At 61.1% G+C, this 24,606-nt stretch carries 24 protein-coding genes and 1 pseudogene; 18 read left to right on the top strand and 7 right to left on the bottom strand.

The genetic code is table 11. The features are described from left to right. Positions 1–304 precede the first annotated feature (304 nt). A complete protein-coding gene (locus tag AC0L37_RS03870) occupies positions 305–556 on the bottom strand; it encodes an accessory factor UbiK family protein (protein ID WP_212657129.1) in 252 nt (83 codons plus the stop codon). Between the two features lie 92 nt (positions 557–648). Here AC0L37_RS03870 and lgt point away from each other — a divergent pair. The 6 genes and pseudogenes from lgt to pth all read left to right on the top strand — a co-directional run bounded on the left by lgt (position 649) and on the right by pth (position 6,000). After that, positions 649–1,501: pseudogene (gene lgt / locus AC0L37_RS03865) on the top strand (prolipoprotein diacylglyceryl transferase). After that, positions 1,494–2,576, top strand: coding sequence for a class I SAM-dependent methyltransferase (locus AC0L37_RS03860; protein ID WP_282221961.1), 1,083 nt, complete (start codon positions 1,494–1,496; stop codon positions 2,574–2,576). Before lgt ends, AC0L37_RS03860 begins: the two are co-directional and overlap by 8 nt. Beyond that, on the top strand, positions 2,576–3,337 hold the full coding sequence (gene pgeF / locus AC0L37_RS03855; RefSeq protein WP_282221962.1) for a peptidoglycan editing factor PgeF: 762 nt from the start codon (positions 2,576–2,578) through the stop codon (positions 3,335–3,337). Before AC0L37_RS03860 ends, pgeF begins: the two co-directional genes overlap by 1 nt. Positions 3,338–3,450: 113 nt before the next feature. After that, positions 3,451–4,383, top strand: a complete 933-nt coding sequence (locus AC0L37_RS03850; RefSeq protein WP_269370984.1) for a ribose-phosphate pyrophosphokinase — start codon at positions 3,451–3,453, stop codon at positions 4,381–4,383. Positions 4,384–4,554: 171 nt separating this feature from the next. Continuing rightward, positions 4,555–5,190: a 50S ribosomal protein L25/general stress protein Ctc gene (locus AC0L37_RS03845; protein WP_212657125.1), complete on the top strand. Its 636-nt coding sequence runs from the start codon at positions 4,555–4,557 to the stop codon at positions 5,188–5,190. A 72-nt stretch (positions 5,191–5,262) separates the two neighbouring features. Further along, a complete protein-coding gene (pth, locus tag AC0L37_RS03840) occupies positions 5,263–6,000 on the top strand; it encodes an aminoacyl-tRNA hydrolase (protein ID WP_282221963.1) in 738 nt (245 codons plus the stop codon). Positions 6,001–6,063: 63 nt separating this feature from the next. On the opposite strand, the gene AC0L37_RS03835 is transcribed toward pth, so the two are convergent. Further along, on the bottom strand, positions 6,064–7,368 hold the full coding sequence (locus tag AC0L37_RS03835) for a PQQ-dependent sugar dehydrogenase (protein WP_282221964.1): 1,305 nt from the start codon (positions 7,366–7,368) through the stop codon (positions 6,064–6,066). Positions 7,369–7,546: 178 nt separating this feature from the next. Between AC0L37_RS03835 and ychF the strand changes: the two genes are divergently transcribed. Together ychF and AC0L37_RS03825 are read left to right on the top strand one after the other, a co-directional pair. Next, positions 7,547–8,644: a redox-regulated ATPase YchF gene (ychF, locus tag AC0L37_RS03830; RefSeq protein WP_212657122.1), complete on the top strand. Its 1,098-nt coding sequence runs from the start codon at positions 7,547–7,549 to the stop codon at positions 8,642–8,644. An 83-nt stretch (positions 8,645–8,727) separates the two neighbouring features. After that, a complete protein-coding gene (locus AC0L37_RS03825) occupies positions 8,728–9,087 on the top strand; it encodes a GNAT family N-acetyltransferase (protein WP_212657121.1) in 360 nt (119 codons plus the stop codon). On the opposite strand, the gene AC0L37_RS03820 is transcribed toward AC0L37_RS03825, so the two are convergent. Continuing rightward, the gene (locus tag AC0L37_RS03820) at positions 9,084–9,869 is read right to left on the bottom strand and encodes a helix-turn-helix domain-containing protein (RefSeq protein WP_282221965.1); all 786 of its coding nucleotides are present in this window, start codon (positions 9,867–9,869) and stop codon (positions 9,084–9,086) included. The genes AC0L37_RS03825 and AC0L37_RS03820 overlap by 4 nt on opposite strands. Positions 9,870–10,165: 296 nt before the next feature. Between AC0L37_RS03820 and AC0L37_RS03815 the strand changes: the two genes are divergently transcribed. The 5 genes from AC0L37_RS03815 (at position 10,166) to melA (AC0L37_RS03795) (ending at position 17,572) form a co-directional block, all read left to right on the top strand. Continuing rightward, positions 10,166–12,235, top strand: a complete 2,070-nt coding sequence (locus AC0L37_RS03815; RefSeq protein ID WP_212657119.1) for an ABC transporter substrate-binding protein — start codon at positions 10,166–10,168, stop codon at positions 12,233–12,235. A gap of 71 nt (positions 12,236–12,306) precedes the next feature. Continuing rightward, positions 12,307–13,326 carry an ABC transporter permease gene (locus tag AC0L37_RS03810; RefSeq protein ID WP_282221966.1) on the top strand — a complete coding sequence of 340 codons (1,020 nt, stop codon included), beginning with the start codon at positions 12,307–12,309 and terminating at the stop codon, positions 13,324–13,326. Positions 13,327–13,372: 46 nt separating this feature from the next. After that, positions 13,373–14,503 (top strand): ABC transporter permease, encoded by a 1,131-nt coding sequence (locus tag AC0L37_RS03805; RefSeq protein ID WP_282223027.1) that lies wholly within the window; start codon positions 13,373–13,375, stop codon positions 14,501–14,503. Positions 14,504–14,514: 11 nt separating this feature from the next. Further along, positions 14,515–16,185 (top strand): ABC transporter ATP-binding protein, encoded by a 1,671-nt coding sequence (locus tag AC0L37_RS03800; RefSeq protein WP_282221967.1) that lies wholly within the window; start codon positions 14,515–14,517, stop codon positions 16,183–16,185. A gap of 19 nt (positions 16,186–16,204) precedes the next feature. Next, positions 16,205–17,572: an alpha-glucosidase/alpha-galactosidase gene (gene melA / locus AC0L37_RS03795; protein ID WP_282221968.1), complete on the top strand. Its 1,368-nt coding sequence runs from the start codon at positions 16,205–16,207 to the stop codon at positions 17,570–17,572. Positions 17,573–17,624: 52 nt separating this feature from the next. Here the strand turns inward: melA (AC0L37_RS03795) and AC0L37_RS03790 are convergent, their stop codons facing one another. Next, a complete protein-coding gene (locus AC0L37_RS03790; protein ID WP_212657115.1) occupies positions 17,625–18,488 on the bottom strand; it encodes a cation diffusion facilitator family transporter in 864 nt (287 codons plus the stop codon). A gap of 214 nt (positions 18,489–18,702) precedes the next feature. After that, complete coding sequence (gene melA / locus AC0L37_RS03785) at positions 18,703–20,157, bottom strand: alpha-glucosidase/alpha-galactosidase (RefSeq protein ID WP_269370994.1); 1,455 nt, start codon at positions 20,155–20,157, stop codon at positions 18,703–18,705. A 104-nt stretch (positions 20,158–20,261) separates the two neighbouring features. Here melA (AC0L37_RS03785) and AC0L37_RS03780 point away from each other — a divergent pair, with 104 nt between their 5' ends. The 5 genes from AC0L37_RS03780 (at position 20,262) to AC0L37_RS03760 (ending at position 23,768) form a co-directional block, all read left to right on the top strand. Then, a complete protein-coding gene (locus AC0L37_RS03780; RefSeq protein WP_269370995.1) occupies positions 20,262–21,134 on the top strand; it encodes an AraC family transcriptional regulator in 873 nt (290 codons plus the stop codon). Positions 21,135–21,196: 62 nt separating this feature from the next. After that, positions 21,197–21,676, top strand: a complete 480-nt coding sequence (locus tag AC0L37_RS03775) for a MaoC family dehydratase (protein WP_212657112.1) — start codon at positions 21,197–21,199, stop codon at positions 21,674–21,676. Next, entirely contained in the window at positions 21,673–22,230 is a 558-nt protein-coding gene (locus tag AC0L37_RS03770; RefSeq protein ID WP_282221969.1) for a MaoC family dehydratase, read from the top strand. Before AC0L37_RS03775 ends, AC0L37_RS03770 begins: the two co-directional genes overlap by 4 nt. A gap of 31 nt (positions 22,231–22,261) precedes the next feature. Next, entirely contained in the window at positions 22,262–22,606 is a 345-nt protein-coding gene (locus AC0L37_RS03765; RefSeq protein WP_269370999.1) for a hypothetical protein, read from the top strand. Positions 22,607–22,748: 142 nt separating this feature from the next. Next, on the top strand, positions 22,749–23,768 hold the full coding sequence (locus tag AC0L37_RS03760) for a TerC family protein (RefSeq protein WP_282221970.1): 1,020 nt from the start codon (positions 22,749–22,751) through the stop codon (positions 23,766–23,768). A gap of 50 nt (positions 23,769–23,818) precedes the next feature. Here the strand turns inward: AC0L37_RS03760 and AC0L37_RS03755 are convergent, their stop codons facing one another. Continuing rightward, positions 23,819–24,352, bottom strand: coding sequence for an adenine phosphoribosyltransferase (locus AC0L37_RS03755; RefSeq protein ID WP_212657108.1), 534 nt, complete (start codon positions 24,350–24,352; stop codon positions 23,819–23,821). Positions 24,353–24,376: 24 nt separating this feature from the next. Beyond that, positions 24,377–24,571, bottom strand: coding sequence for a hypothetical protein (locus tag AC0L37_RS03750; RefSeq protein WP_212657107.1), 195 nt, complete (start codon positions 24,569–24,571; stop codon positions 24,377–24,379). Positions 24,572–24,606: the final 35 nt, after the last annotated feature.

Below are 24,606 nucleotides of genomic sequence, written 5' to 3'. Positions count from 1 at the left end.
CAAGGGCTTACGAATCGTCCTGATGAATTCAACGTACACGTGACAACTGATTCAGGGCACGCGACGCAGTCAGCAAACGACATTCTCTTGTGGATGATGATCGGTGCCTTAGCGTTAACAGACTGTTAACATCGAGGCCGGATCAACCGCTCTTTCTGCCCCATAATGAAGCAGGCATGCGCACCAGCGCGGCGGCAGCGCCCGACACGCCCCGATTGCGGGGCGTGAAACGAAAAAGCGCGCAATCACACAAGGGTGACCGCGCGCCTCTGTAGACATCATTCCGGCAGCGAAGCTGCGAACCCTATTTGGCTTTGGCGCCGCCCTTGAGGCTGGCGATCTGCTGGCGCAGGGCATCGATCTCTTCGCCCTGGATCTGGACCAGCTCGCGCAGGGCATCGAAATCCTCGCGCTTTACCAGATCCATATCGGCTACCAGCCGCTGCACCTGCGACTTGACCACGGTTTCAGCTTCGCGGCGCACACCATCAGCGACACCGGCGGCTTCGTTCATCACGCGCCCGAGGCCATCAAAGATCTTGTTGCTCTGGTTCATTGCACACCCATTCGGTTGGCCTGTTTGACTTGATACTTAGGTGATGGCTGCTCACTTGACCAGAGAGGCCGAAGCGGCAATGGTCCGGCCGATTGCCGCAGGAGCCGCGCGTGCCCTTTCCCAATATTGATCCTATCGCCTTTGCCATCGGTCCTTTCGCGGTCCGCTGGTATGCCCTGGGCTATCTGTTTGGCACCGGTCTGGGTGCCTGCTATGGCTATCTGATGCTGGCCAATACCCGGCTCTGGCACAAGGGCGAGCCGCCCTTCAAGGCAGCCGATATCTGGGACTTTGCCTTCTGGACCATGCTCTCGATCGTGGTCGGCGGGCGCGTGGGCTATGTGCTGTTCTACAATCTGCCCTTCTATCTGGAAAACCCGACCCAGATGCTCAACACGCTTGATGGCGGCATGTCCTATCATGGCGGCATGCTGGGGCTGATGCTGGCGGCCATCCTGTTCACCCGCTCCAAGCACGGCAACTGGCTCAGCGCGCTCGATCTGATCGCCTCGGTCAGCACCATTGGCATCTTCCTGGTACGCATCGCCAACTTCATCAATGCCGAACTCTATGGTGCGCCCACCGCCCTGCCCTGGGGCGTCATCTTTCCAACCGACCCCGAACAGGTGCCGCGCCATCCCAGCCAGCTTTATGAAGCTGCGCTCGAAGGCCTTGTTCTGTTCCTGGTCATCCGCGTCTTCACCCATGTGTTCTACAGCCTGCGCCGCCCCGGCCTGGTCGCTGGTGTCTTTGGCATCGGCTACGGCCTGTCGCGCATCGCGGTCGAATTTGTCCGCCTGCCCGATGCGCAGATCGGCTATCTCTTTGGTGGCTGGCTGACCATGGGCATGGTGCTCAGCCTGCCACTGGTGCTCGGCGGCATCGGTCTTGTGGCCTTTGCAACGACGCGCAAGCAAAACGCATTGCGAGCCTGATCATGACTGAACAACAATCCCCATCGCTGTCCGAAATCATCGACATGCAGATCCGCACCACCGGACCGATGTCGGTAGCCACCTATATGGGCCTGTGCCTGACGCACCCCACCAAGGGCTATTACAAGACCGACGATCCGCTGGGTGCGGCAGGTGACTTTGTCACCGCCCCCGAAATCAGCCAGATGTTCGGCGAACTGATCGGCTTCTTCTTCGTCAATCTCTGGCAGCAAATGGGCAGTCCCAAAGAGTTCACCCTGCTCGAACTCGGGCCCGGCCGCGGCACGCTGATGGCCGACATCCTGCGCGTCGCCTGTCGCGCCGAAGGCTTTCGCGATGGGCTGGACCTGCGCCTGTTCGAAACCAATCCTGCCCTGATCGCGGAACAGAATGCCCGGCTGGAACCCTATGGCGCCAAATGGATCGATGGCTTCGACAAGGTGGGCCCCGGCCCGCTGCTGGTGATCGCCAATGAGTTCTTTGACGCTCTGCCTATCCGCCAGTTCGTGCGCGACACCGATGGCTGGCACGAGCGCATGATCGGCACCAATAATGGTCGCCGCGTCTTTGGGCTGAACCCCACCCCCATCCCGGCTTCGGCCATGCCCGAAATTTTGGCAGACGCCGAAATCAATGCCGTGCTCGAAGTGGGCCTGGCCAGCGATGAGGTGATGAACCGGCTCGCAAGCACCATTTCCACCCAGGGCGGCGCGATCCTGGCCATCGACTATGGCTATGCGCGCACCCAGACTGGCGAAACCCTGCAGGGCGTGCGTCGCCACCAGTTTGCCGACGTACTGGACGCGCCCGGCGAAGTGGACCTGTCGGCCCATGTCGATTTCGAGGCGCTCGGCACCGTGGCGGCCAAGGCCGGCCTCGCCATCCAGCCGCTGGCAAGCCAGGGCCAGTTCCTCAGCCGCATGGGCATCAAGGAGCGCACCAGCGCCCTGATCGCGGCCAATCCGAGTTCTGCCGACGATCTGGCTGCGGCCCGGGACCGGCTGATCGGCCCCGACCAGATGGGCACCCTGTTCAAGGCCTTCTGCGCTGCCAGCCCCGGTCTGCAGCCACCCGGATTCGAATAATGCCGATCCCGTTTGAAACCAGCCCTGCGCTGGGAACAATCCGGCACGGCTTTTTTGGCCGTGCCGGGGGCGTTTCAACAGGCGCTTATGCCAGCAACAACGTCTCGTTCACGACGGGGGATGACGAAGCCAACGTCACCGCCAATCGCGCCGGCGTTGCGACCTCCATGGGCTATGAGCCGGCCAATCTGGTCATTCTCAAGCAGACCCATACCGCCGATGTGCATGTTGTAGCCGCCCCGCTGGCGGCCGAGGAGATCGTGGAAGCTGACGCCATGGTCACCGACCGGCCCGGCCTGTTGCTGGGCATATTGACGGCCGACTGCACCCCGATCCTGTTTGCCGATGCACAGGCCAGGATCATTGGCGCCACCCATGCCGGGTGGAAGGGCGCGGCCAATGGAATTGCCGAGGCCACAATCGCCGCCATGGTAGCGCTTGGTGCACAACCCGAGCGCATTGTCGCCGCCATCGGCCCGACCATTTCGGGACCCAATTACGAGGTCGGCCCACAATTTGCTGCCGATCTGCTGGCCCTTTACCCCAGCGCCGGCAACCGCATCTTCGTGCCCGAAGGGGGCGTGGAGCATTTCGACCTGCCCGGATTTGTCGCCGATTGCCTAAGTGCTGCGGGCGTTCAAACTATCGATAGGGTGGGCAGCTGCACCTATGGTGACCCGGCCCGATATTTCTCCCATCGCCACGCCACACATCACGGGATCAAGACCGGACGACAGATCGCCGTCATCGGTCTGACGTAAATCTTTACCTATCGACCAATTGCGGCGTTGCGAGTCCGGGATGGACTCGCTAAAGCTGCCCGCGAAACTGGAAGGCCTCGATCCCGGAGGTCGGTTGAGACAGGATCGCGCCCATGAAGCTGGTGACCGGCAACTCGAACCGGGCCCTCGCCCAGGCTATTGCCAGCTATCTTGAGCTCCCGCTGACAGACTGTACGGTCAAGCGCTTTGCGGACAAGGAAGTCTATGTCGAGGTGCATGAGAATGTGCGCGGCGAAGACGCTTTCATCCTGCAGTCGACCAGCTTTCCCGCCAATGACAACCTGATGGAATTGCTGATCCTGACCGATGCGCTGCGCCGCTCATCAGCGCGCCGCATCACCGCAGTGATCCCCTATTTTGGCTATGCTCGCCAAGACCGCAAATCGGCGCCGCGCACCCCCATCTCGGCCAAGCTGGTGTCCAATCTGATTACCCAGGCTGGTGCCAACCGCGTGCTGACGCTTGATCTGCATGCCAGCCAGATCCAGGGCTTTTTCGATATCCCCACGGACAATCTGACCGCTGCACCCGTCATGGTGCGCGACATTCAGGACAATTACGACGTCAAGAACGTCATGATCGTTTCGCCTGACGTTGGCGGTGTGGTGCGCGCTCGCAATGTTGCCGGTCGTATCGGCGCCAATCTGGCCATCGTCGACAAGCGCCGCCCGCGTGCTGGCGTCTCCGAGGTGATGAACATCATTGGTGACGTGTCGGGCCAGGCCTGCATTCTGATCGATGACATCGTCGACAGTGGCGGCACGCTGGTCAATGCGGCCGAGGCGCTGCTCAAGGCAGGCGCCAAGGAAGTCTCGGCCTATATCACCCACGGCGTTCTCTCCGATGGTGCTTCCGAGCGCATCGGTGCCTCCAAGCTCAAGGAACTGGTGGTCACCGATTCCATTGAAGAGACCGAAGCCCAGCGTCAGGCCGGCAATATCCGCCGCCTCGCCATTGCCCCGCTGATCGGCGAAGCCATTGCCCGCACAGCCAGCGAACAGAGCGTTTCGAGCCTGTTCGACTAAAGCGCTCGCCAAGCACTCCTATCTGACTCAAACACGCGGCAAACCAGCGTTCCTGCTTGCTCAGGGTCCCACTTTGGGCTATAGCCGCCGCCATGAAGCGCTCGTCACCCCTGGAGGACGGGCGCGTATGCTGTTGTAGTGACGCATACACCAACCAGAATGGATATTTCCATGGCTGAAGCTAAAGTGCTCAAGGCACAGGCGCGTGACGGAGTTGGCAAGGGGGCCGCTCGCGAACTGCGTCGTCAGGGACTCGTTCCTGCAGTTATCTACGGTGACAAGAAGGCTCCTGTTACCGTCTCCCTCGCTTACAAAGATGCGCACAAGTTCATCTACGCTGGCGGTTTCCTCTCCCACGTCCTCGAGCTGGATGTGGACGGCACCAAGCACACCGTGATCCCGCGCGATTACCAGCTTGATCCCGTCAAGGACTTCCCGATCCACGTCGACTTCCTGCGCGTTGGCAAGGGCACTCGCCTGACCGTTCAGGTGCACGTGAACTTCATCAACGAAGAAGCCAGCCCAGGCCTCAAGCGCGGCGGCACACTCAATGTTGTGCGCCACACCGTTGAAGTCTCGGCTCCTGCCGACGCGATCCCTGAAGAGATCACCGTCGACATGACCGGTTTCGATATCGGCGACTCGGTTCACATCTCGGCAGTTACCCTGCCCAAGAACGTGACGCCGACCATCACCGATCGCGATTTCACCATCGCCACCATCGTTGCTCCATCGGCTCTGAAGTCCGCTGGCGATGACGGCGCTGAAGAATCCGAAGATGCTGCAGGCGAAGCTGAGGCCGAGTAATCGTCCCGCTGACTTTCTGCTACAAGTTCGAGGCGGCCTTCGGGTCGCCTCTTTCGTTTTCTGGAGTGAGTGATGAAACTGCTTGTCGGCCTGGGCAATCCGGGCAACCAGTATCAGGGTAACCGCCACAATATCGGCTTCATGGCGCTCGACGCGATAGCACGCGCCCATTCCATTACCCAGTTCCGCTCCAAGCACTCCGGCAGCCTTGCCGAGGGCAATATCGGCGGCGAGAAGGTTATTCTGCTCAAGCCGCAGACCTTCATGAACCGCTCGGGCGACAGCGTTCAGCAGGTTGCCAAATTCTACAAGATCGATCCCGCCGACGTCATCGTGCTCTATGACGAGCTCGATCTGGCGCCGGGCAAGGTGCGGGTCAAGATTGGTGGCGGCAATGGCGGCCATAACGGCCTGCGCTCCATCGACCCCCAGATCGGGGTCAACTACAAGCGCGTCCGGCTTGGCATTGGTCATCCGGGCAAGGAATACGTCACCCACCACGTGCTGGGCGATTTCGCCAAGGCGGACCAGAACTGGCTCGATCCGCTGCTCGACGCCATCGGCAAGCATGTCGACCTGCTCATCAAGGGCGATGATGCCGGCTTCATGAACAAGCTGGCCCTAGCGATCCAGGCCAATCAGGAGCCGCCCCCCAAAGCCGAGGCGAATGCTGCGCCCAAGGCCGAGCCGAAATCCGCACCCAAGGCCCAGAGCCATGTGCGACAGGCGCGTCAGGCCGCCCCGCAGGCGGCAGTGCCCAAATCAGGCCCGATGGCCGACATGCTCAAAAAGCTGTTCACGGGCGATTGAAAAAACAAACGGCGCGCCAGTCGAAACTGACGCGCCGCGAATTCAACATGTCAGGCAGCTCGATCAGCCGGCAGTCACACGCCAGACAGCATCGCCGACATCGTCAACCGCCAGCAGCGCGCCATCCTTGGCCAGCGCCACGCCGACAGGGCGACCGCGCGAGAACTTCTCGTCATCGGCCAGGAACCCGGTCAACAGATCAATCGGCGCACCCTGGGGGTGGCCATCGGCAAATGGCACCAGAATGAACTTGTAGCCGCTCAGCTTGGAGCGGTTCCACGAGCCATGCTGACCAATCACCATGCCCGCAGGCAGGCCCGGCAGCGTGTTCTCGGGCAACCAGCACAGGCCCAGCGAGGCCGTGTGACCGCCCAGCGCATAATCGGGCGCACTGGCGCTGGCCACCTTGGCCGGGTTCTGGGGCACGCGATCATCAACAGTCTGGCCCCAATAGCTGAAGGGCCAGCCATAAAAGCCGCCATCCTTGACCGAGGTCAGGTAATCAGGCGGGGTTTCATCGCCCAGTCCGTCGCGTTCATTGACCACGGTCCACAGCAAGCCATTGGTCGGCTCCCAGGCCATGCCAACCGGATTGCGCAGGCCGCCGGCAAATTCACGGTGCTTCTCGGTGACCAGATCAAGTTCGAAAATGCAGGCGCGGCCTTCTTCGGCCTCCAGACCATTCTCGGCAATATTGCTCTGCGAGCCGACAGCCACATAGAGCTTGGTGCCATCGGCATTGGCGAGCAGATTGCGCGTCCAGTGGCCACCGGGCTTCATTTCCATCAGCTTGCGACCGGGCGCGGTGATCCTGGTCTGGCCCGTCTCATAGGGGAAGGCCATCACGCTGTCGGTATTGCCGATGTAGAGCTGATCGCCCACCAGTGCCATGCCGAAGGGCTGGCTGAGATCCTTGAGGAAGACCTCGCGGATTTCCGGTACGCCATCGCCATCGGCGTCGCGCAGCAGGGTGATCTGGTTGGCGCTGGGGCGCGTGGCACCGGCGCGGCTCATCACGCGGTTCATCGCATAGTCGCGAATATTGCTTACCGTGGAAGGCAGCGAGGACGACTCGGCCACCAGCACGTCGCCATTGGGCAGCACATAGGCCCAGCGCGGATGCTTGAGATTGGTCGCAAAGGGCGTGACCTTCAGACCAGGCGCAGCGATTGGCTTTTCACCCGGGGCCCAGCCCTTGGCGGTCGGCATTTTCAGCATGGGCATGGCGCCCTGCGGCTTGGCCTTGGGAATTTCAGGCGCAGAACCGAAGGCGGGCTTGAACGCGCCCATATGACGACCGCGGTAATACCACCACGCAAAAGCGGCGATCAGGGCGGCCAGAATGACCAGATTGAGGAAAAGGGCCATGCGGCACCTCCGACGATAGTGTGGTGGGAAGAACTAGAATGTTAGCGTTAATAGGGCGCATTGTCCGATCCGACAAGCGGTCTTGGCCCATCAGCGCCCAATAGTGGCACGCCGCTATGCATTGACATCTTTGCCCATCCGAACGAAGTGAAGGCTAACAAATTCCGGAGCTTTCCCCATGGGTTTCAAGATGGGCATCGTCGGTCTGCCGAACGTCGGCAAGTCGACCCTCTTTAATGCGCTCACGCGCACCGCTGCCGCCCAGGCTGCCAATTTCCCGTTCTGCACCATTGAACCCAATGTGGGCGAAGTCTCGGTGCCCGATCCGCGGCTCTACAAGCTCGCCGAGATCGGCAAGTCGATCAACGTCCTGCCCGCCCGCATGAGCTTTGTCGACATCGCCGGTCTGGTGAAGGGTGCCAGCCAGGGCGAAGGCCTGGGCAACCAGTTCCTTGCCAATATCCGCGAATGCGACGCCATCGCCTATGTGCTGCGCTGCTTTGAAGACGGCAATGTCATCCACGTCTCCAACAAGGTCGACCCGCTCGCGGACGCCGAAGTGGTCGAGACCGAGCTGATGCTGGCGGATCTGGAAAGCCTCGAAAAGCGCCGCAATGGCCTCGAAAAGAAGGCCAAGCAGGGCGACAAGGATGCCAAGATCACCCTTGAGCTGGTCGACCGCTCGCTGGCCCTGCTGCGCGACGGCAAGTCCGCCCGCTTCGTCAAGCGCGATGCCGAGGAAGAAAAGGCCTTCCAGGAACTTCAGCTGCTGACATCAAAGCCCGCGCTTTACGTCTGCAATGTCGACGAAGGCTCGGCCGCCAGCGGCAATGCGATGAGCAAGCTGGTCGAGGACTACGCCAAGGCGCACGACGCCGGTGTGGTGGTGATCTCCGCCGAGATCGAATCCCAGCTCGCCCAGCTGCCCGACGAGGAGGGCGCTGAATATCTCGAATCGCTGGGTCTGGATGAGGCTGGCCTCAACCGCCTGATCCGCGAAGCCTACGACCTGCTCGGCCTGCAGACCTATTTCACGGTCGGCCCCAAGGAATCGCGCGCCTGGACCATCCACAAGGGCGACAAGGCTCCGGCCGCTGCCGGCGTCATCCACTCCGATTTTGAACGCGGCTTTATCCGTGCCCAGACCATCGCCTTTGACGACTTCGTCACCCTGGGGGGTGAAGTCCCAGCCAAGGAAGCGGGCAAGGCCCGCGATGAAGGCAAGGAATACGTCGTCAAGGATGGCGACGTCATGCTGTTCAAGTTCAATACCTAACGGTGTTCACGCTCGCGCCAGTCGCGCCTGACGCGGCTGGTTTCAGTCGGCTTCTGGCTGAAAGCAAAGCGGGCGGGCATCTCATGCTGGTCCACTTCCAGGAGAATTGGCGCTCCGGCGCCAATGTCTTTGCGCGCCCCGGCGAGATCATGCTGGGGGCCTGGGACGGCGACACGCTGGTGGGAACCTGCGGGCGCAATGTGGATCCCTACGATCCCCATCTGCGCGCCGGCCGCGTCCGCTATCTCTATGTTGCCGAGGATCATCGCAAGCAGGGCATCGGGCAGCGCCTGATTGCCGCAATCCAGCACGATGCGGCCCGCAATTTCGACTATCTCAACACCAATGCGCCCGAGGCAGCCTTTGCCTTCTATGTGCATCTGGGTTTTGAAAAGCTCACCGAAGAATACGCCACCCACCGCTACGTCCTGACGCCGCACTAGCCCTCAATGGTATCCTTGCGCATCTGGCTGGGGGTCATGCCATAGGCCTTGCGGAAGTGTTCGTAGAACTGGGTCTGGCTGACAAAGCCCGACTGGAAGGCGACATTGGCGATCGACAGGCTGCCGTCGAACAGCAGGCTGCGGGCGCGGATCAGGCGCATGCGGATGACGAATTTCTGCACCGAGATATGCATCACCTTGGTGAACAGGTTGATGGCGTAATTGGGGTGCAGCCCCACCACCTTGGCAATGCTGTCAGCGCTGAGCGGATCGGTGATGTTCTCCACGATATGGCGCACCATGCGCACCACATAGCGCACGGGTGACCCGGTGCGGGTGCGCGACCCAGCCCCCTCCACCCATGCCGGCAGCAGCGTGTCCCAGCCGGTGATGGCGGCCCGACGGAACATGGTACCGATCTCGGTCCGCACGATCTCGGTCCGCAAGGCATTGCCGCTACGATAGTCCTGATGCCAGCGGTCCAGCGTTTCCAGGCCAATGCAATCGGGATTGAGCTGAATGACCCCACCGCCCATCAGGGTTTCCGTCAGCCGGCCCAGCTGCGGCATCTCCAGAAAAGCATCCATGGGCAGGTAGATATTGAGCTGACGACCTTCAGCACTGTCCGGGCTCAGGCCGATGGTCTGATGGGGAATGCCGGCCCAGAAGGCCACCAGCCGACCCGCCTGCACCGAAACTGCCCCGCCATCGAACACATAATCCATGCAGCCCTGGGTCAGCCAGTTGAACTCGATATGCCCGTGGGTATGGGCATAGGGCATGATCTGCGGGGAAATGAACGGATGCCAAACCGCCCGAACGCCTTGCCCGAGGCGTAGAAGCTGCGATCCGGACGCGGGGTCGGTCGCGGCGCGCGCTCACGCGGATTTGGCGTACGTACGGCAATATCAACAGTCATACTTATCAGCGCACTTCTTAGGAAACCGGAATAAGTCTCTATCATTCCGGATTGCTTCACATCTGGCAAGGCGTACGCTTTTGGCCGAGCAGAGGAAGAAGTCGGAAGGGAGCGTCCGGCGCCGGCAATCAATGCCAGCCCCCTGCCGTAGGAGGTCTTATGAGAAAACATGCAATGGCCCTTGGTGGGGCTGGACTGATGCTGGGCGTCTCGCTGATGGCGGTACAGGCCCAGGACCTGACGGGCGAACTGCCCGATCCCCCGGCATTCGCAGCACAGAGCGAACCGGTCTTCGTCAGCATTTCTGACATTCTCGAATACAAGGCGCTGCCCGAATATCACGAGCCTGCCTGGGTCACCTCGAAATATGTCGATGCCGGCACCCTGCCGCCCGTCGCCGAGCGCCTGCCCAAGGAACCCATGGTCTACAAGACCGCCAACATGCCCGACGGCACGGGCGTTTACGGCGACACCATGCGCCATGTCATTGGCGGGCGGCCTGAAGGCTGGAACTATATCGGTGGTCAGTCCCAGGGCTGGGGCGGCATTGATATCGGCATGTCAGAGTGTCTGACCCGCACTGGTCCACTGTTTGAGGTCAAGGCGGACGAACTGTCGCCACTGCCCAATCTGGCCAAGAGCTGGGAATGGTCCGAAGACGGCCATGAGCTGACCATGCACCTGATCGAAGGCGCAAAATGGTCGGATGGCGAGCCCTTCACCTCTGACGACGTGATGTTCTACTGGAACGACAATGTGCTCGATTCCAACGTCTCCCCGCTCAATGGCGCCACGCCGGAAACCTTTGGTCCCGGCACCACGCTCGAAGCGGTAGATGACTACACCATCAAGTGGACATTCCAGGAATCCCGCCCGGAGCAGTACCTGTACGCCATGGCCTATGGCACGTTCTGCCCCGGCCCGGCCCATATCCTGCGGCCAGAGCATCCGAACTATTCCGACAACACCTATGAGCAGTACAAGAACGCCTTCCCGCCCGAATATATGAACATTCCGGTGATGGGTGCCTGGGTGCCGGTTGAGTACCGCCCCGACGATATCGTGGTGATGCGCCGCAACCCCTATTACTGGAAGGTCGACGAGGCCGGCAATCAGCTGCCTTACCTCAACGAAATGCACTATCGCCTGTCGACATGGGCCGATCGTGACGTTCAGGCCGTGGCCGGTTCGGGCGATTTCTCCAACCTCGAACAGGCTGAAAGCTTCGTGGAAGCCCTCAAGCGCTCTGCTGAAGACACCGCACCAGCCCGCCTGCAGTTTGGTGCCCGCACCATCGGCTACACACTGGAGATGAACCTTTCAGCCAATGGCTGGGGCGAACCCGATGACCGCGCTCAGTCCGTGCGCGAACTCAACCGCAATCTCGATTTCCGCAAGGCAATCTCGATCGCCGTTGATCGTCAGCGTCTGGGCGACTCCCTGGTGCGTGGTCCGTTCACCGCCATCTATCCCGGCGGCCTCTATGCCGGTACCGCCTATTACGACAAGGCGTCCACCACCTACTATCCGTACAATCTCGAAGCTGCCGGCGAACTGCTCGACGGCCTGGGCCTGACCGATACGGACGGCAATGGCATCCGCAACTTCCCCGAAGGTGGGGATGACGTGGAAATCACGCTGCTGGCCAACACCGATTATGGCACTGACACCAGCCTCGCTGAAGGCGTCATCGCCATGATGGAGCCGCTTGGTCTGCGTGTGATTGCCAACTTCCAGCAGGGCACCGCCCGTGACGACATGCAGGAATCCGGTCAGTTCGACTGGCACGTGCGCCGTCAGGGCAGTGAACTGGTCTCGGTGGTGCAGGGTACCGCAGCACTCGCCCCAACCGGTCCGCGCACCAGCTACTTCCACCGCGCCGGAACCGATGGCTCGGTTGATCTGCTGCCCTTCGAGGCCGAGCTGGTCGATACGGTCAATGCCTTCATCAACACCTCCGACGCCGCCGAACGCGCCGAGCTGATGAAGACCTACCAGAAGCTGTACACCGAGAATGTCTACACGGTGGGTCTGACCCAATACCCAGGCGCCCTGATCATCAACAAGCGCTTTGCCAATATCCCGGCAGGTGCCCCGATCTTCATGTTCAACTGGGCCGAAGACAACATCATCCGCGAGCGTGTGTATGTGCCTGAGGACAAGCAGGGCGATCACGAGCTGCATCCTGAGACCCTGCCGGGCGCGCCCGGTTCGGACGGCGCGATGTAGTCCATTCTTCGTGCATTGGACTCCGGCAGGGGGACCCGTCCCCCTGCCTCCCTCGATAAAGGCTTGCGGCCATGATCCGATTTCTTTCCATGCGAATTCTGGGCGCGATCCCCCTGCTGATCCTGCTCAGCGTGGTGACCTTCGCCATCATCCAGGCGCCTCCGGGCGACTATGCGGACTATATCCGCTCCATGCTGATCAATCAGGGCGGCGTGCAGCCTGATCTGGCTGAGGCCCAGGCCGAGATCTATCGCGAGGCCAATGGGCTCAACGATCCGCTCGTCGTGCAGTATTTCCGCTGGATCACCGGCATCGTCACCCGCTTCGATTTCGGTCACTCGCTGTACTACAACAAGCCTGTGGGCAACGTTGTCGCCGAGCGGCTGCCCGCCACCATCATGCTGGCGCTGACCTGCCATATCCTGGCCTCGGTGCTCGGCATCGGCCTGGGCATCATCGCCGCCACCCGCCAGTACAGCTGGGTCGATACCGGGCTGGGCATCATCTCCTTTCTGGGCATGACCATCCCCCGCTTCCTGCTGGCCATCATCATTCTGTATTTCCTCGTCTTCCGGCTCAATGTTTCGGAAGTCGGCATGTTCTTCTCGGCCAAATATGGCGGCGCGCCCTGGAGCTGGGACAAGTTCGTCAATCTGCTGCAGCACATCTGGCCGGTGATCTTCATCGCCACCTTTGGCGGGCTGGCCTACAATATGCGCGTCATGCGGGCCAATCTGCTCGACGTGCTCAACAGCCAGTATGTCGAGACCGCCCGCGCCAAGGGTCTGCCTGAATCCGCAGTGATCATGAAGCACGCCGTACCCAATGCCCTACACCCGCTGGTCGCCTATCAGGGCGTGGTACTGCCCTACATGCTCACCGGCGAAATCGAAGTGGCCATCGTCTTCGGTCTGGCCACTGTGGGCCCCGCCATTGTCGGATCCATGGGCGTGGGCGACGTGTTCGTCACAGCCACCTTCATGCTGGTGCTGGCCGTCACCCTGATCATCGGCAATATCATTTCCGATATCCTGCTGGTCGCCCTTGATCCGCGCGTTCGCCTGGGGGAGCAGCAGAATGACCAAGACTGAAACCCGCTCTTCCATTCCATTGCCACCTGACGCCGGCGGCGGCCCCATGCCAACCGGCGCCGATGAAGCCATCGAACAGCCACCTGTGCTCACCCGTTTCGGTGCGGGCAGCGAAGGCTATGCCACGCTGGTCTGGCGCCGTTTCCGCCGCTCCACCATGGGCATGATCGGTTTGGTGCTGGTCATCACATTGCTGGTGGTCTCGGTGTTCGCCGATTTCTTTGCGCCCATGGACCCCAAGGAGCCCAACCTTCCCTTCGCCCAGCCCGACGTCATTGCCTTTGAGGACCCGGATGGCAATTTCAGCCTGGTCCCATGGGTTTATCCGATCGGCGATACCGGCGAATTCGATCCCATCACCTTCCAGCCCCTGACGGGTCTGGAAAAGGACAATCCGACCCCGACCGGTTTCTTCGTCACCGGTCACGAGTACAGATTGCTCTGGTTCATTCCGGCCAATATCCACTTCTTCGGCTCCACCGATGGACGCCCAATCCAGCTGCTGGGCACCGACAAGTTTGGGCGCGACATCCTCTCGCGCGGCATTATCGGTTCGCGTATCTCGCTGATGATCGCTCTGGCCGTGGTCACCATCACCACCATTGTGGGCACCCTGGTGGGCATCACCTCGGGCTATATTGGTGGCCGGCTCGACAACTGGGTGCAGCGCTTCGTCGAGTTCGTCCTCGCTTTCCCCCAATTGCCGCTCTATCTCGCCCTGACCTCACTGATCCCGGTGACTGCACCCTCCAACGTGTTCCTCACCTTCGTGATCTTTGTCATGGCGGTGCTGGGCTGGGCGCAGCTGAGCCGCGAAGTGCGCAGCAAGACCCTGTCGCTGGCACGCATCGATTATGTTCGCGCGGCGATCGCCGTGGGCGCCACCGATAGCCGCATCATCACCCGACACATCCTGCCCAACGTGCTCAGCCACATCATCGTCTCGATCACCCTGGCGGTGCCCACCGTGGTGCTGCTTGAGAGCTTCCTGGGTTTCCTGGGCTTTGCAGTCAAACCCCCGCTGATCTCATGGGGCCTGATGCTGCAGGATACCGGCACCTTCTCGGTCATCGGTTCCTACCCCTGGATCCTGAGCCCCGTCATCTTCGTGCTGATCACCGTCTTCGCATTCAATGCGCTGGGCGACGGTCTGCGCGACGCCATCGACCCCTATTGAGGAGCAGGCTCATGAGCGAAAACCACTTCACGCCTGTTGCCGATGAACGCCACGATCTGGGTGACCACGGCCGCGAACTGATTTTGGATGCCCGCAATATCGGCGTGGATTTCAAGGTCGAGGGCGGCACCGTCAACGCCGTGCGCGACGTTTCCTTCCAGTTGCACAAGGGCGAGACCATCGCGCTGGTCGGCGAGAGCGGCTCGGGCAAGTCCGTCACCGCCCGCACGCTGATGAAGCTGCTGACCAAGCGCGCCACCATCCTGCCCGAAACCCAGATCACGCTGTCGGGCAAGAACATCGTGACCATGGACGATCGGGGCATGCGCAAGCTGCGCGGCAATGACCTGGCGATGATCTTCCAGGAGCCCATGAGCTCGCTCAACCCGGTCTATACCATCGGCCAGCAGCTGTGCGAGATCATCCACCTGCACAACCGCATGAGCCGTGCCGACGCCATGAAAAAGGCCGAGGCCCTGCTCGAGGAAGTGCAGATCCCCGAACCCAAGGCACGCCTGAACAATTATCCGCACCAGCTCTCGGGCGGGCAGCGCCAGCGCGTCATGATCGCCATGGCCCTGGCCAATCGCCCCGATGTGCTGATTGCCGACGAACCCACCACCGCGCTCGACGTCACCGTGCAGGCCCAGATCCTGCACCTGATCGACGGGCTCAAGGACAAATACGGCATGGCGGTGATCCTGATCACCCATGACCTGACCATTGTTCGCCAGTTTTCCGACTACGTCTATGTGATGCAGAATGGCCGGGTGCAGGAGCACAATGCCACCGAGGCGCTGTTTGCCAATCCCCAGCATGCCTATACTAGGCATTTGCTGGCATCCGAGCCCAAGGGCACGGCCCTGCCGCTGGTCGAAGGTGCCCACGAAACGGTGCTCGAAGGCAAGAACGTCAAGGTCAGCTTCACGCTCAAGCGCGGCGGCTTCTTCAAGCCCGACTTCTTCGAGCTCAAGGCCGTCGACAATCTCGACATCACCCTGATGCGCCACGAAACCCTGGGCATTGTCGGTGAAAGCGGATCGGGCAAGACCACCTTCGGCCAGGCGCTGATCCGGCTGATCGGCAATCAGGGCGGGCAGATCTTCTTTGATGGCGAGCCCATTCACGACAAGGACCGCAATGGCATGCGCCCGCTGCGCAGCCGCATGCAGATCGTGTTCCAGGACCCTTTCGCCAGCCTGAACCCGCGCATGTCGATCCGCCAGATCATCGAGGAAGGGCTGATCGTCAATCACATCGGCGCCAATACCCGCGAACGGGTCGACCGCGTGCGCCAGGCCCTGGTCGATGCGGGCATGCCCGACACCATCCTGAACCGCTTCCCGCATGAGTTTTCCGGCGGCCAGCGCCAGCGTATCGCCATTGCCCGGGCCATTGCGCTGGAGCCCGAATTCATCCTGCTCGATGAACCCACCTCAGCGCTTGATCTGTCGGTTCAGGCCCAGATCATCGATCTGCTGCGCAAGCTGCAGGACGAAAAAGGCCTCAGCTACCTCTTCATCAGCCACGACCTCAAAGTCGTTCGCGCCCTCTGCCACCGCGTCATGGTGATGCAGAATGGCCAGATCGTCGAACAGGGGCCGGTGGCCGACGTCTTGACCAACCCCCAAACCGAATATACGGCCCGGCTCGTCCGCGCCGCATTCGAAATTGCCGCCTAACCTTTCGGAGCATTCCTTCATGGCAAATCCAAAAATTACTTTCATCGGCGCCGGTTCGGCCGTGTTCATGAAAAACATCGTGGGCGATATTTTGCAGCGCCCCGCTCTGGCGGGTGCCACCATCCGCCTGATGGACATCAACCCCACCCGGCTCGAAGAGAGCGAAATCATCGCCAAAAAGCTGATTGCCACATTGGGCGTGTCAGCCACTGTCGAGACCTTCGCCGACCAGCGCCAGGCGCTTGATGGCACCAATTTTGTGGTCGTCTGCTTCCAGATCGGCGGCTATGAGCCCTCCACGGTCATCGATTTCGATGTGCCCAAAAAATACAATCTGCGCCAGACCATTGCCGATACGCTGGGCGTGGGTGGCATCATGCGCGGGCTGCGGACCGTGCCCCATCTGTGGAGCATCTGCGAAGACATGCTGCAGGTCGCACCCGACGCGATCATGCTGCAATACGTCAACCCGATGGCCATCAACACCTGGGCCATTGCCGAGAAATACCCCACCATCAAGCAGGTCGGCCTCTGCCACTCCGTGCAGGGCACGGCCATGGAACTGGCCCACGACCTCAACATTCCCTACGAGGAAATCCGCTACCGCTCGGCCGGCATCAACCACATGGCCTTCTATCTCAAGTTCGAGCACCGTCAGGCCGACGGCTCCTACAAGGATCTCTATCCCGAGCTGCACCGCGCCTATGCCGAAGGCCGCGCGCCCAAGCCCGGCTGGAACCCGCGCTGCCCCAACAAGGTGCGCTATGAGATGATGACGCGGCTGGGCTATTTCGTCACCGAAAGCTCCGAGCACTTCGCCGAATACACGCCCTATTTCATCAAGGAAGGCCGCGAGGACCTGATCGAGAAATTCGGCATTCCGCTCGACGAATATCCCAAGCGCTGCGTCGAGCAGATCGCCAAGTGGAAGAAGACCTCCGAGGACTATCGCAAAGCCGACCGCATCGAGGTGGCCCAGTCCAAGGAATACGCCTCCTCCATCGTCAACTCGGTCTGGACCGGCGAGCCTTCGGTGATCTACGGCAATCTGCGCAATAACGGCGTCATCACCAGCCTGCCCAACAATGCCGCGGTCGAAGTGCCATGTCTGGTCGACGACAATGGCCTGCAGCCCACCTATATCGGTGAATTGCCGCCGCAACTGACCGCCCTGATGCGCACCAATATCAACGTGCAGGAACTCACCGTCCGGGCGCTGATGGAAGAAAACCGCGAGCACATCTATCATGCCGCCATGATGGATCCGCACACCGCAGCCGAGCTTGATCTCGAGCAGATCTGGAACGTGGTCGATGATCTGATCGAGGCCCACGGCACCTGGCTGCCCGACTGGACCCAGGGTCCGCGCAAACGGCGCGTCGCCTAAGCTTTCCTCCCCGATCTGGCCTCGCAGTGCAACCTGCGGGGCCAGAACGCTTTTACAGCCAGCTCTTGTCGGCGGTAAAATCCACCGACAGCCAATAGCCCGGCCCCGAACGTCCCAGACCCGCGGCGATCTCATTGCGAATGGCATCAAGCTCATCAAATGAGCGCGTATCGCTGCCAGAGGCCGCCACCAATCCGATCTCGATGAACTGCTGGCGCCCGAACTGGCGCACATAAGAGCTGTGATCGATAAAGCCGTGCCTGGCTGCCACGGCCTCGACAATCGCATGCACCTGCTCGTTCAGCCCGCTGGGAGCGATGATCAGAAACTCCCGCCCCGCCCGCATCACGGTGCGCACCGGGAACGGCGCGAGCACCACGGCAATCACCATCAGAATGGCCGGATCGACATAGGCAGTCAGCGCAGCTTCATCGCTATGCGACAACAGCCAGGCGCTGGCAAAGCTGATGGTCAGGCCCAGGCTGAGCAAGGCCCCCATCAACCACGAGCGCGAGTCGATATGCAGCAGCTGCGAGCGGGTCTGCCGCGCCGCCTTGGCAGTGATCAGATACATCACGAAACTGCCCAGCCCGGTGACCGACACGAAGATCGCGCCAAAGCCGTATTGCACGACCCGACCGCCCGCCAGAATGCCGCTGAGCCCGTCGATGAACGCGTAGATGCAGGCAAACAGCAGGATCGAGCCGTTCAGCAGCGCCATGATGGTTTCCAGGTGCCAATAGCCAAACTGGAACCGGTCATCATTGCCGCGCGCGATCAGCCGCACGACCAGCAGCGCCATGGCCGTCATGACGGCGTCGATCAGCTCGTAAAAACCATCAAAGACAATAGAACGCGAAGCGGCCCACAGGCCAAAGACAATGCTGAGTGTGGCCCCCACGACGGTGGCCAGCATGGAAATTTTCAAAGTCCGCTGCTCGTAGAGCGCATTTTTGGACAGCATAGTCTGACGGCGCGACCCGACCGCACGTCCTTTCAGGCTCGCCTGAGTGGCAGTCGCTGCGAACTCATCCCATGCAATGCCTGCGGCCACAAGATTTCGCGCCACAAAAAACGAAAAACGGACGCCACAAGGACGTCCGTTTTCGGGAGGAAGGCATCATCAACCTTCAGTGATGCCCGCCGGTAACTTCACGCAGTTCCTCAACCGAGCGCACCCGCTTGCGCGCAGCGCCATCCCAGTCCCGCGTCTTGACTGTCGACTTGGCCACACGCGCCTTGGCAGCAGGAACCGCATGGGCATATTGAGGCAACCACTCCGCCTGCGCTACGAGCATTTCGTCTACCATGGCCCACACTTCGTCGGGTGTGCAGATGGCCCCCACCAGCGGATCGTGCAGCACGGCCAGCTTGAGCGTATCGACATTGCCTGTCATCGCAGCCTCGACCGACAGCCGCTGTACCGAGACCGACACCGAGCAGGTCGCCGCGCAGGCCGTCGGCAGCGTGATCCCCTCAATCATGTTGATACCGAAGCGGTCGACATAGCCCGGGCTCTCAATGATCGCATCATCAGGCAGATTGGTGATGATGCCGTTATTGCGGCGGTTGAAGTGACCGCGATAGACCCGGCCGGTTTCGATGGCCTCGATGATGTGGCTGGCATGCTCGCTGGTGCGCTTGTGCTCGCTCAGCGGCTTGTTGGCCTGTTCCTTGAACATCGGAAAATCGGTTTCAAACCAGTTGCGACGCTCGGTCGAGTAGCGCAGATAGCCGCCCGTCTCGCCGTGGATCCAGTCGCTCATGTCGATCCAGCGGCTGATTTCCTCGGGCCGCTTGCGATACCATGGCAGATATTCACTCAGATGCCCGTTGGACTCGGTGGAATAGAACCCGAAACGCTTGAGCACGTCGATCCGCACCTTTTCCTGCCTGGAATAGACCGGGTGCGCCTCAAAGCCGGCGAGCAGTTCGTCAGCCTCGACCGTGCGGCCCTTGGCGCGAATTTCGGTGTACCAGGTCTGGTGATTGATACCCGCGCACACATAGTCGAGTTCGTGCTCTTCAATGCCCAGCACCTTGGCGATCTGGGAGGCGCCATGCTGCACGCCGTGGCACAAACCCACAACATTGACCCCGCCATAGGCTTCGGCAGCCCAGGTGTTCATCGCCATTGGGTTGGCATAGTTCAGGAACAGCGCACCGGGCTCGGCCACCTCACGGATGTCCTTGCAGAAATCAAGGATCACCGGAATATTGCGCTGACCATAGAGAATGCCGCCCGCACAGATCGTGTCGCCCACGCACTGGTCCACGCCATATTTGAGCGGGATTGAAATATCGCTGGCAAACGCCTCAAGCCCACCCACCCGAACGCAGCTCATGATGTAGCGCGCGCCGGTGATCGCCGCCCGGCGGTCGGTGGTCGCCGTCACCTTGGCTGGCAGCTTGTTCACCGACACGATGGTCTCAATGACCTGTCTGACCATATCCAGATTGGCCGGATTGATATCGGTCAGGGCGAACTCGCAGCCCACAAATTCAGGCACCTTGAGCAGATCCGAAATAAGCGTCTTCGTGAAGCCAATCGAGCCGGCCCCGATGACGGTAACTTTGAATGACATGAATATCCTCCCCGCGTGATCCGCAATGGCGTCTTCTTGCCTTCATTGCTAGCTCTGCGAACGCTTTTCTGATAGAGAAAGCTTGTGCGATTGCGGGTAATTTTGTGCTCACTGAACTGATTGAATATGGCCATAAGGTGCGCGGCCTGACGCTGCCCAAGAGCGCCGTGCCGCTGCATTGCATGGCCATTGGCGCCGGCTATGAACAGCGGTTCAACGAGGTTTATTCCTGGGATGGCCAGCAGCGTGGCGACGCGCCTTTCATCGTCATTCAGCACACGCTGGAGGGAGAGGGGCGGCTCGACTTCGCGGGCACCCATTACCGGCTGACGCCGGGCCAGACCATGGTGCTCAGCCTGCCCCATGCCCATCGCTACTGGCTCGAACGCGGCCAGCACTGGCAGTATTTCTGGATGGTGCTCAACGGGCGCGAAGCGTTGCGGCTGGCCCGCGAGATCATCGACGCGGCCGGGCCGGTCTCCACCCTGCCCGGCCCGGTCATTGATCGACTGGCAGCGGCCTGCCTGATCCTGATCGATCGCCCCGACATCACCCCCGGCGAAGCCTCCAGCGCCACCTATGCGGCCATGGCGGCGCTGCATGACGGCGTCTTCGCGGCCAATGCCGCCCCTGCACAGGCCCTGCCCCCTGCCATTGCCCGGGTTGTCGGCCATATCGAGGCCAATCTGACTAAACCGCTGCAGGTCGAGCGGCTTGCCCTGATCGCCGAAATGAGCCGCGCTCATTTTGTGCGCCAGTTCAGCCAGGCGACTGGAAGCGCCCCCTCAGATTTTGTCCTCAGCCGGCGTATCGAGCGTATTGAACGACTGCTGCTCGCCACCGACATGAGCGTGGGCGCCATTGCGGGCGCCACCGGCTTTGCTGACGCCAACTATCTGGCCAAGACCTTCCGTCGCAAGCGCGGCATGGCCCCGCTGGCCTGGCGCCGCACCCAGCGACTGGCGGTCGGCGCATGATAACCGGGTTGCCTTGCCACAAGAAAAGGCGGTAAACGAACGTTGACGTATAGGGCAAGCAAATGACCAATCCTGTCACCAAAGACCGCCGCCATTTTGAGGATCTCGCCATTGGCGAAGTGATCGATCTGGGCCACACCAAAGTGACCAAGGCGATGATCATCACCTTTGCCACCGAGTTCGACCCCTTCCCCTTTCATCTCGATGAAAAGGCCGCCAAGGCCAGCCTGCTCGGAGGTCTCGCCTCCAGTGGATGGCAGACCGGCGGGCTCAGTCTGCGCATGCTGGTGGACAGCTTTTTGAGCACGATCGCCTCGGCGGGCGGGCTCGGCTTTTCCGATCTGAAGTGGAAAAACCCGGTCATGGTCGACGACACCATTGGCGGCACGGTGACCATTGTCGACCTGCGCCGCTCCGAGAGCCATCCGCAATGGGGCATCGTCACGCTCGATTTCGATGTCCGCAATCAGAAGGGCGCGTCGGTGATGAGCATGCGTCTGGCCAATCTGGTTGATACCCGCACACCCGGAGTTGCCGCATGACCCGCTGGTTTGAGGATATCATCATCGACGAGGTCTTCCCGCTCGGCAGTCACACCTTTGACGCCGACGAGATTGTCCGCTTCGCCACGCTCTATGATCCGCAATATTTTCACCTCGACGCCGAGGCCGCCAAGCACAGCCATTTCGGCGGGCTGGTCGCCAGCGGCTGGCACACGGTCAGCGTCGGACATCGACTGATGGTGGACACCCTGTTTGCCGAAGAGGAGCGCCTGCGCGCCATGGGGCTGGAACCCGGCGTCTCGGGGCCTTCTCCCGGCGTCAACTCCATGGACTTCAAGGTCCCGGTGCGCCCCGGCGATACGGTCAGCTATGAACTGGTGGTCACCGACAAGCGCGCCTCGAACTCCATTCCCGGCTGGGGGCTGCTGTTCAACAAGCTGACCGCTGTCAACCAGCACGGCGAACTGGTCTATCGCGCCGATCTGGTCGGCTTCTCGAAATTGCGCGACTACAAGATGCCGCTCAAGCTCAAGATCATGGTCGCCCTTGGCAAACTGCCCATTGTGGGGCCCTTGCTCAAACGCCGCGCTTGAAAGCCGGGCCACGGCCCGGCACTGTGTGCCCATGCGCCGAATCGCCCTTATCGCTGCCCTCACCGCCCTGACCGCAACGCCCTCGCTCGCCCAGAGTTTTGAGGGCAATTGGGGCTGTCGCGACACGACCAGCGCCAAGGCGGGCATTCTGACCATTTATGGCAATGTCTACGGCTTTGCCTCGACAACGCCGGGCGATCCCAGTTCGGGGACCGGCACCATTACCGGCTACGAGAATGGGGTCGGCTTCAATGATGGGGGCCTCAAGACCGCCCGCAATATCACCGCTGGACGGGTCATCCCCGATCCAAGCTTCGGTGCGGCCATCCAGCTCGAAACCACCGAAGCCATCGTCATGCTGTGCACGCCACGCTGATTTGAACCTTTTTACATCTCAGGGCTTGAATTGCAGGGCGGATGCACTAAATCCCCCTGTGGCGCCGGGCCCCTCTGGCGATAGCAACGCATGCTGTCGTGATGTCGGAGCCACTCCAAACGAACATGGAGATGGTCCGGCGATGGAAACGCTGCTTAGCGCCCTGATGGGTGAATTTCTCGGTACACCCGTATATTTCTGGGTCGCGTTTGTCGCGATCGTTATCGGCCTGCTGGTCTTTGATCTGGGCATCCTGCATCGGGATGAACATGAGATCGGCGCGCGCGAAAGCCTGAGCCTGTATGGCTTTTATGTCGCCATAGCGATGGCCTTTGGTGGCTGGGTCTGGTGGCAGCGCGGCGCTGAATCGGGCCTTGAATTCTACACGGCCTATGTGATCGAGCAGTCGCTGGCGATGGACAACATGTTTGTCATCGCCTCGATCTTCACCTTCCTGTGCATTCCCCGCATCTATCAGCACCGCGTGCTGTTCTGGGGCATAATCGGCGTGGTGGTGCTGCGCGCCATCCTGATCGGCCTGGGCGCTGCACTGGTCTATCAGTACAGCTGGATCCTGTTCCTGTTCGGCGCCTTTCTGGTGTTCACCGGCATTCGCATGTTCCGCCACCAGGACGACGAACCCCATATCGAGCGCAACCCGGTATTCAAGTTCCTGACCACCCATTTCCGTATCACCAAGGAATTGCGCGGCCACGACTTTACCGCGCGCCTGCCCCACCCCAAGACCGGCAAGACCGTGCTCTGGCTGACGCCGCTGGCTGTGGCGCTGATCATGGTGGAATTCGTCGACCTGGTGTTTGCCGTGGACTCCGTGCCCGCCGTCTTCGCGGTCACCCAGGACACCTTCATTGTCTACACTTCCAACATCTTCGCCATTCTGGGCCTGCGCGCACTCTACTTCGCCCTGGCAGCGGCCATGAACCGCTTCCGCTATCTGCAGACCTCCCTGGCCATCATTCTGGTGCTGGTGGGTATCAAGATCTTCCTGGTGCCCCTGGGCATCAAGATCGACACCCTGCTCTCGCTGGTGGTCACGGTGGGCATTCTGGGCGGCGGCGTGCTCTACTCGCTCTACAAGACCCGCAACGAGCCCGACATGGGTATCGAGCCGGTGCCCGAGACCAATCACACCGACAGCTAAAACAAAAGGGCGCCCGATGGGCGCCCTTTTTTCGTCCGTATGGCCCGGCCTCAGTGGCCCTCAAAGGCCATCAGTGCATTGACCGTGACGCCTTCCGCTTCAAGCTTGGCGGCCCCGCCAATTTCGGGCAGGTCGATCACAAAGGCCGCGTCCTCGACCGTCGCCCCGGTGCGCCGCAACAGGCCCACGGCCGCAATGGCCGTGCCGCCCGTGGCGATCAGGTCATCGACCAGCAGAACCTTGTTGCCGGCGCCCAGCACATCGGCATGAATTTCGATGGTGTCCACGCCATATTCGAGCGCGTAGTTCTGCCCAATTGTCTCGCCGGGCAGCTTGCCCTTCTTGCGCACCGGCACAAAGCCCACACCCATTGCTATGGCCACGCCGGCGCCGAAGATGAAGCCGCGCGCTTCAATGCCCGCGACATGGGTGAAACCCTGCCCACGGTAACGCTCGGCGATCTGTTCGACGCTCTGTTTGAACCCCTCCGGATGCTCGATCAGCGTGGTGATGTCACGAAACAGGATACCCTTCTTGGGATAGTCCGGAATCGTGCGCACGAGGGCCTTGAGGTCGAGCGACATGGCATACCTGGGATAGTGGGAAATTTAAGGTAGGCGGCGACCAACCACGTGCCGGGCGACAACGCCCGCATTATAGGCCGCCGAGCGGGTGATATTGATGGCTGTCTCGCGCGCCTTGGGATTGCTGGCGACAGCGACAATGCCGGCGCGTACAGCAGGATTGCGGCTCAGACTGATTGCCGCGCCGACAACGGTGGCTGCAAGACGAATAGCTGACATCTGAACTCCCCCGAACTGGCTGACCGATCCATTCC

The sequence above is a fragment of the Devosia sp. J2-20 genome (genome assembly GCF_055808475.1).
This window is presented reverse-complemented; position numbering and strand designations above follow the sequence as displayed.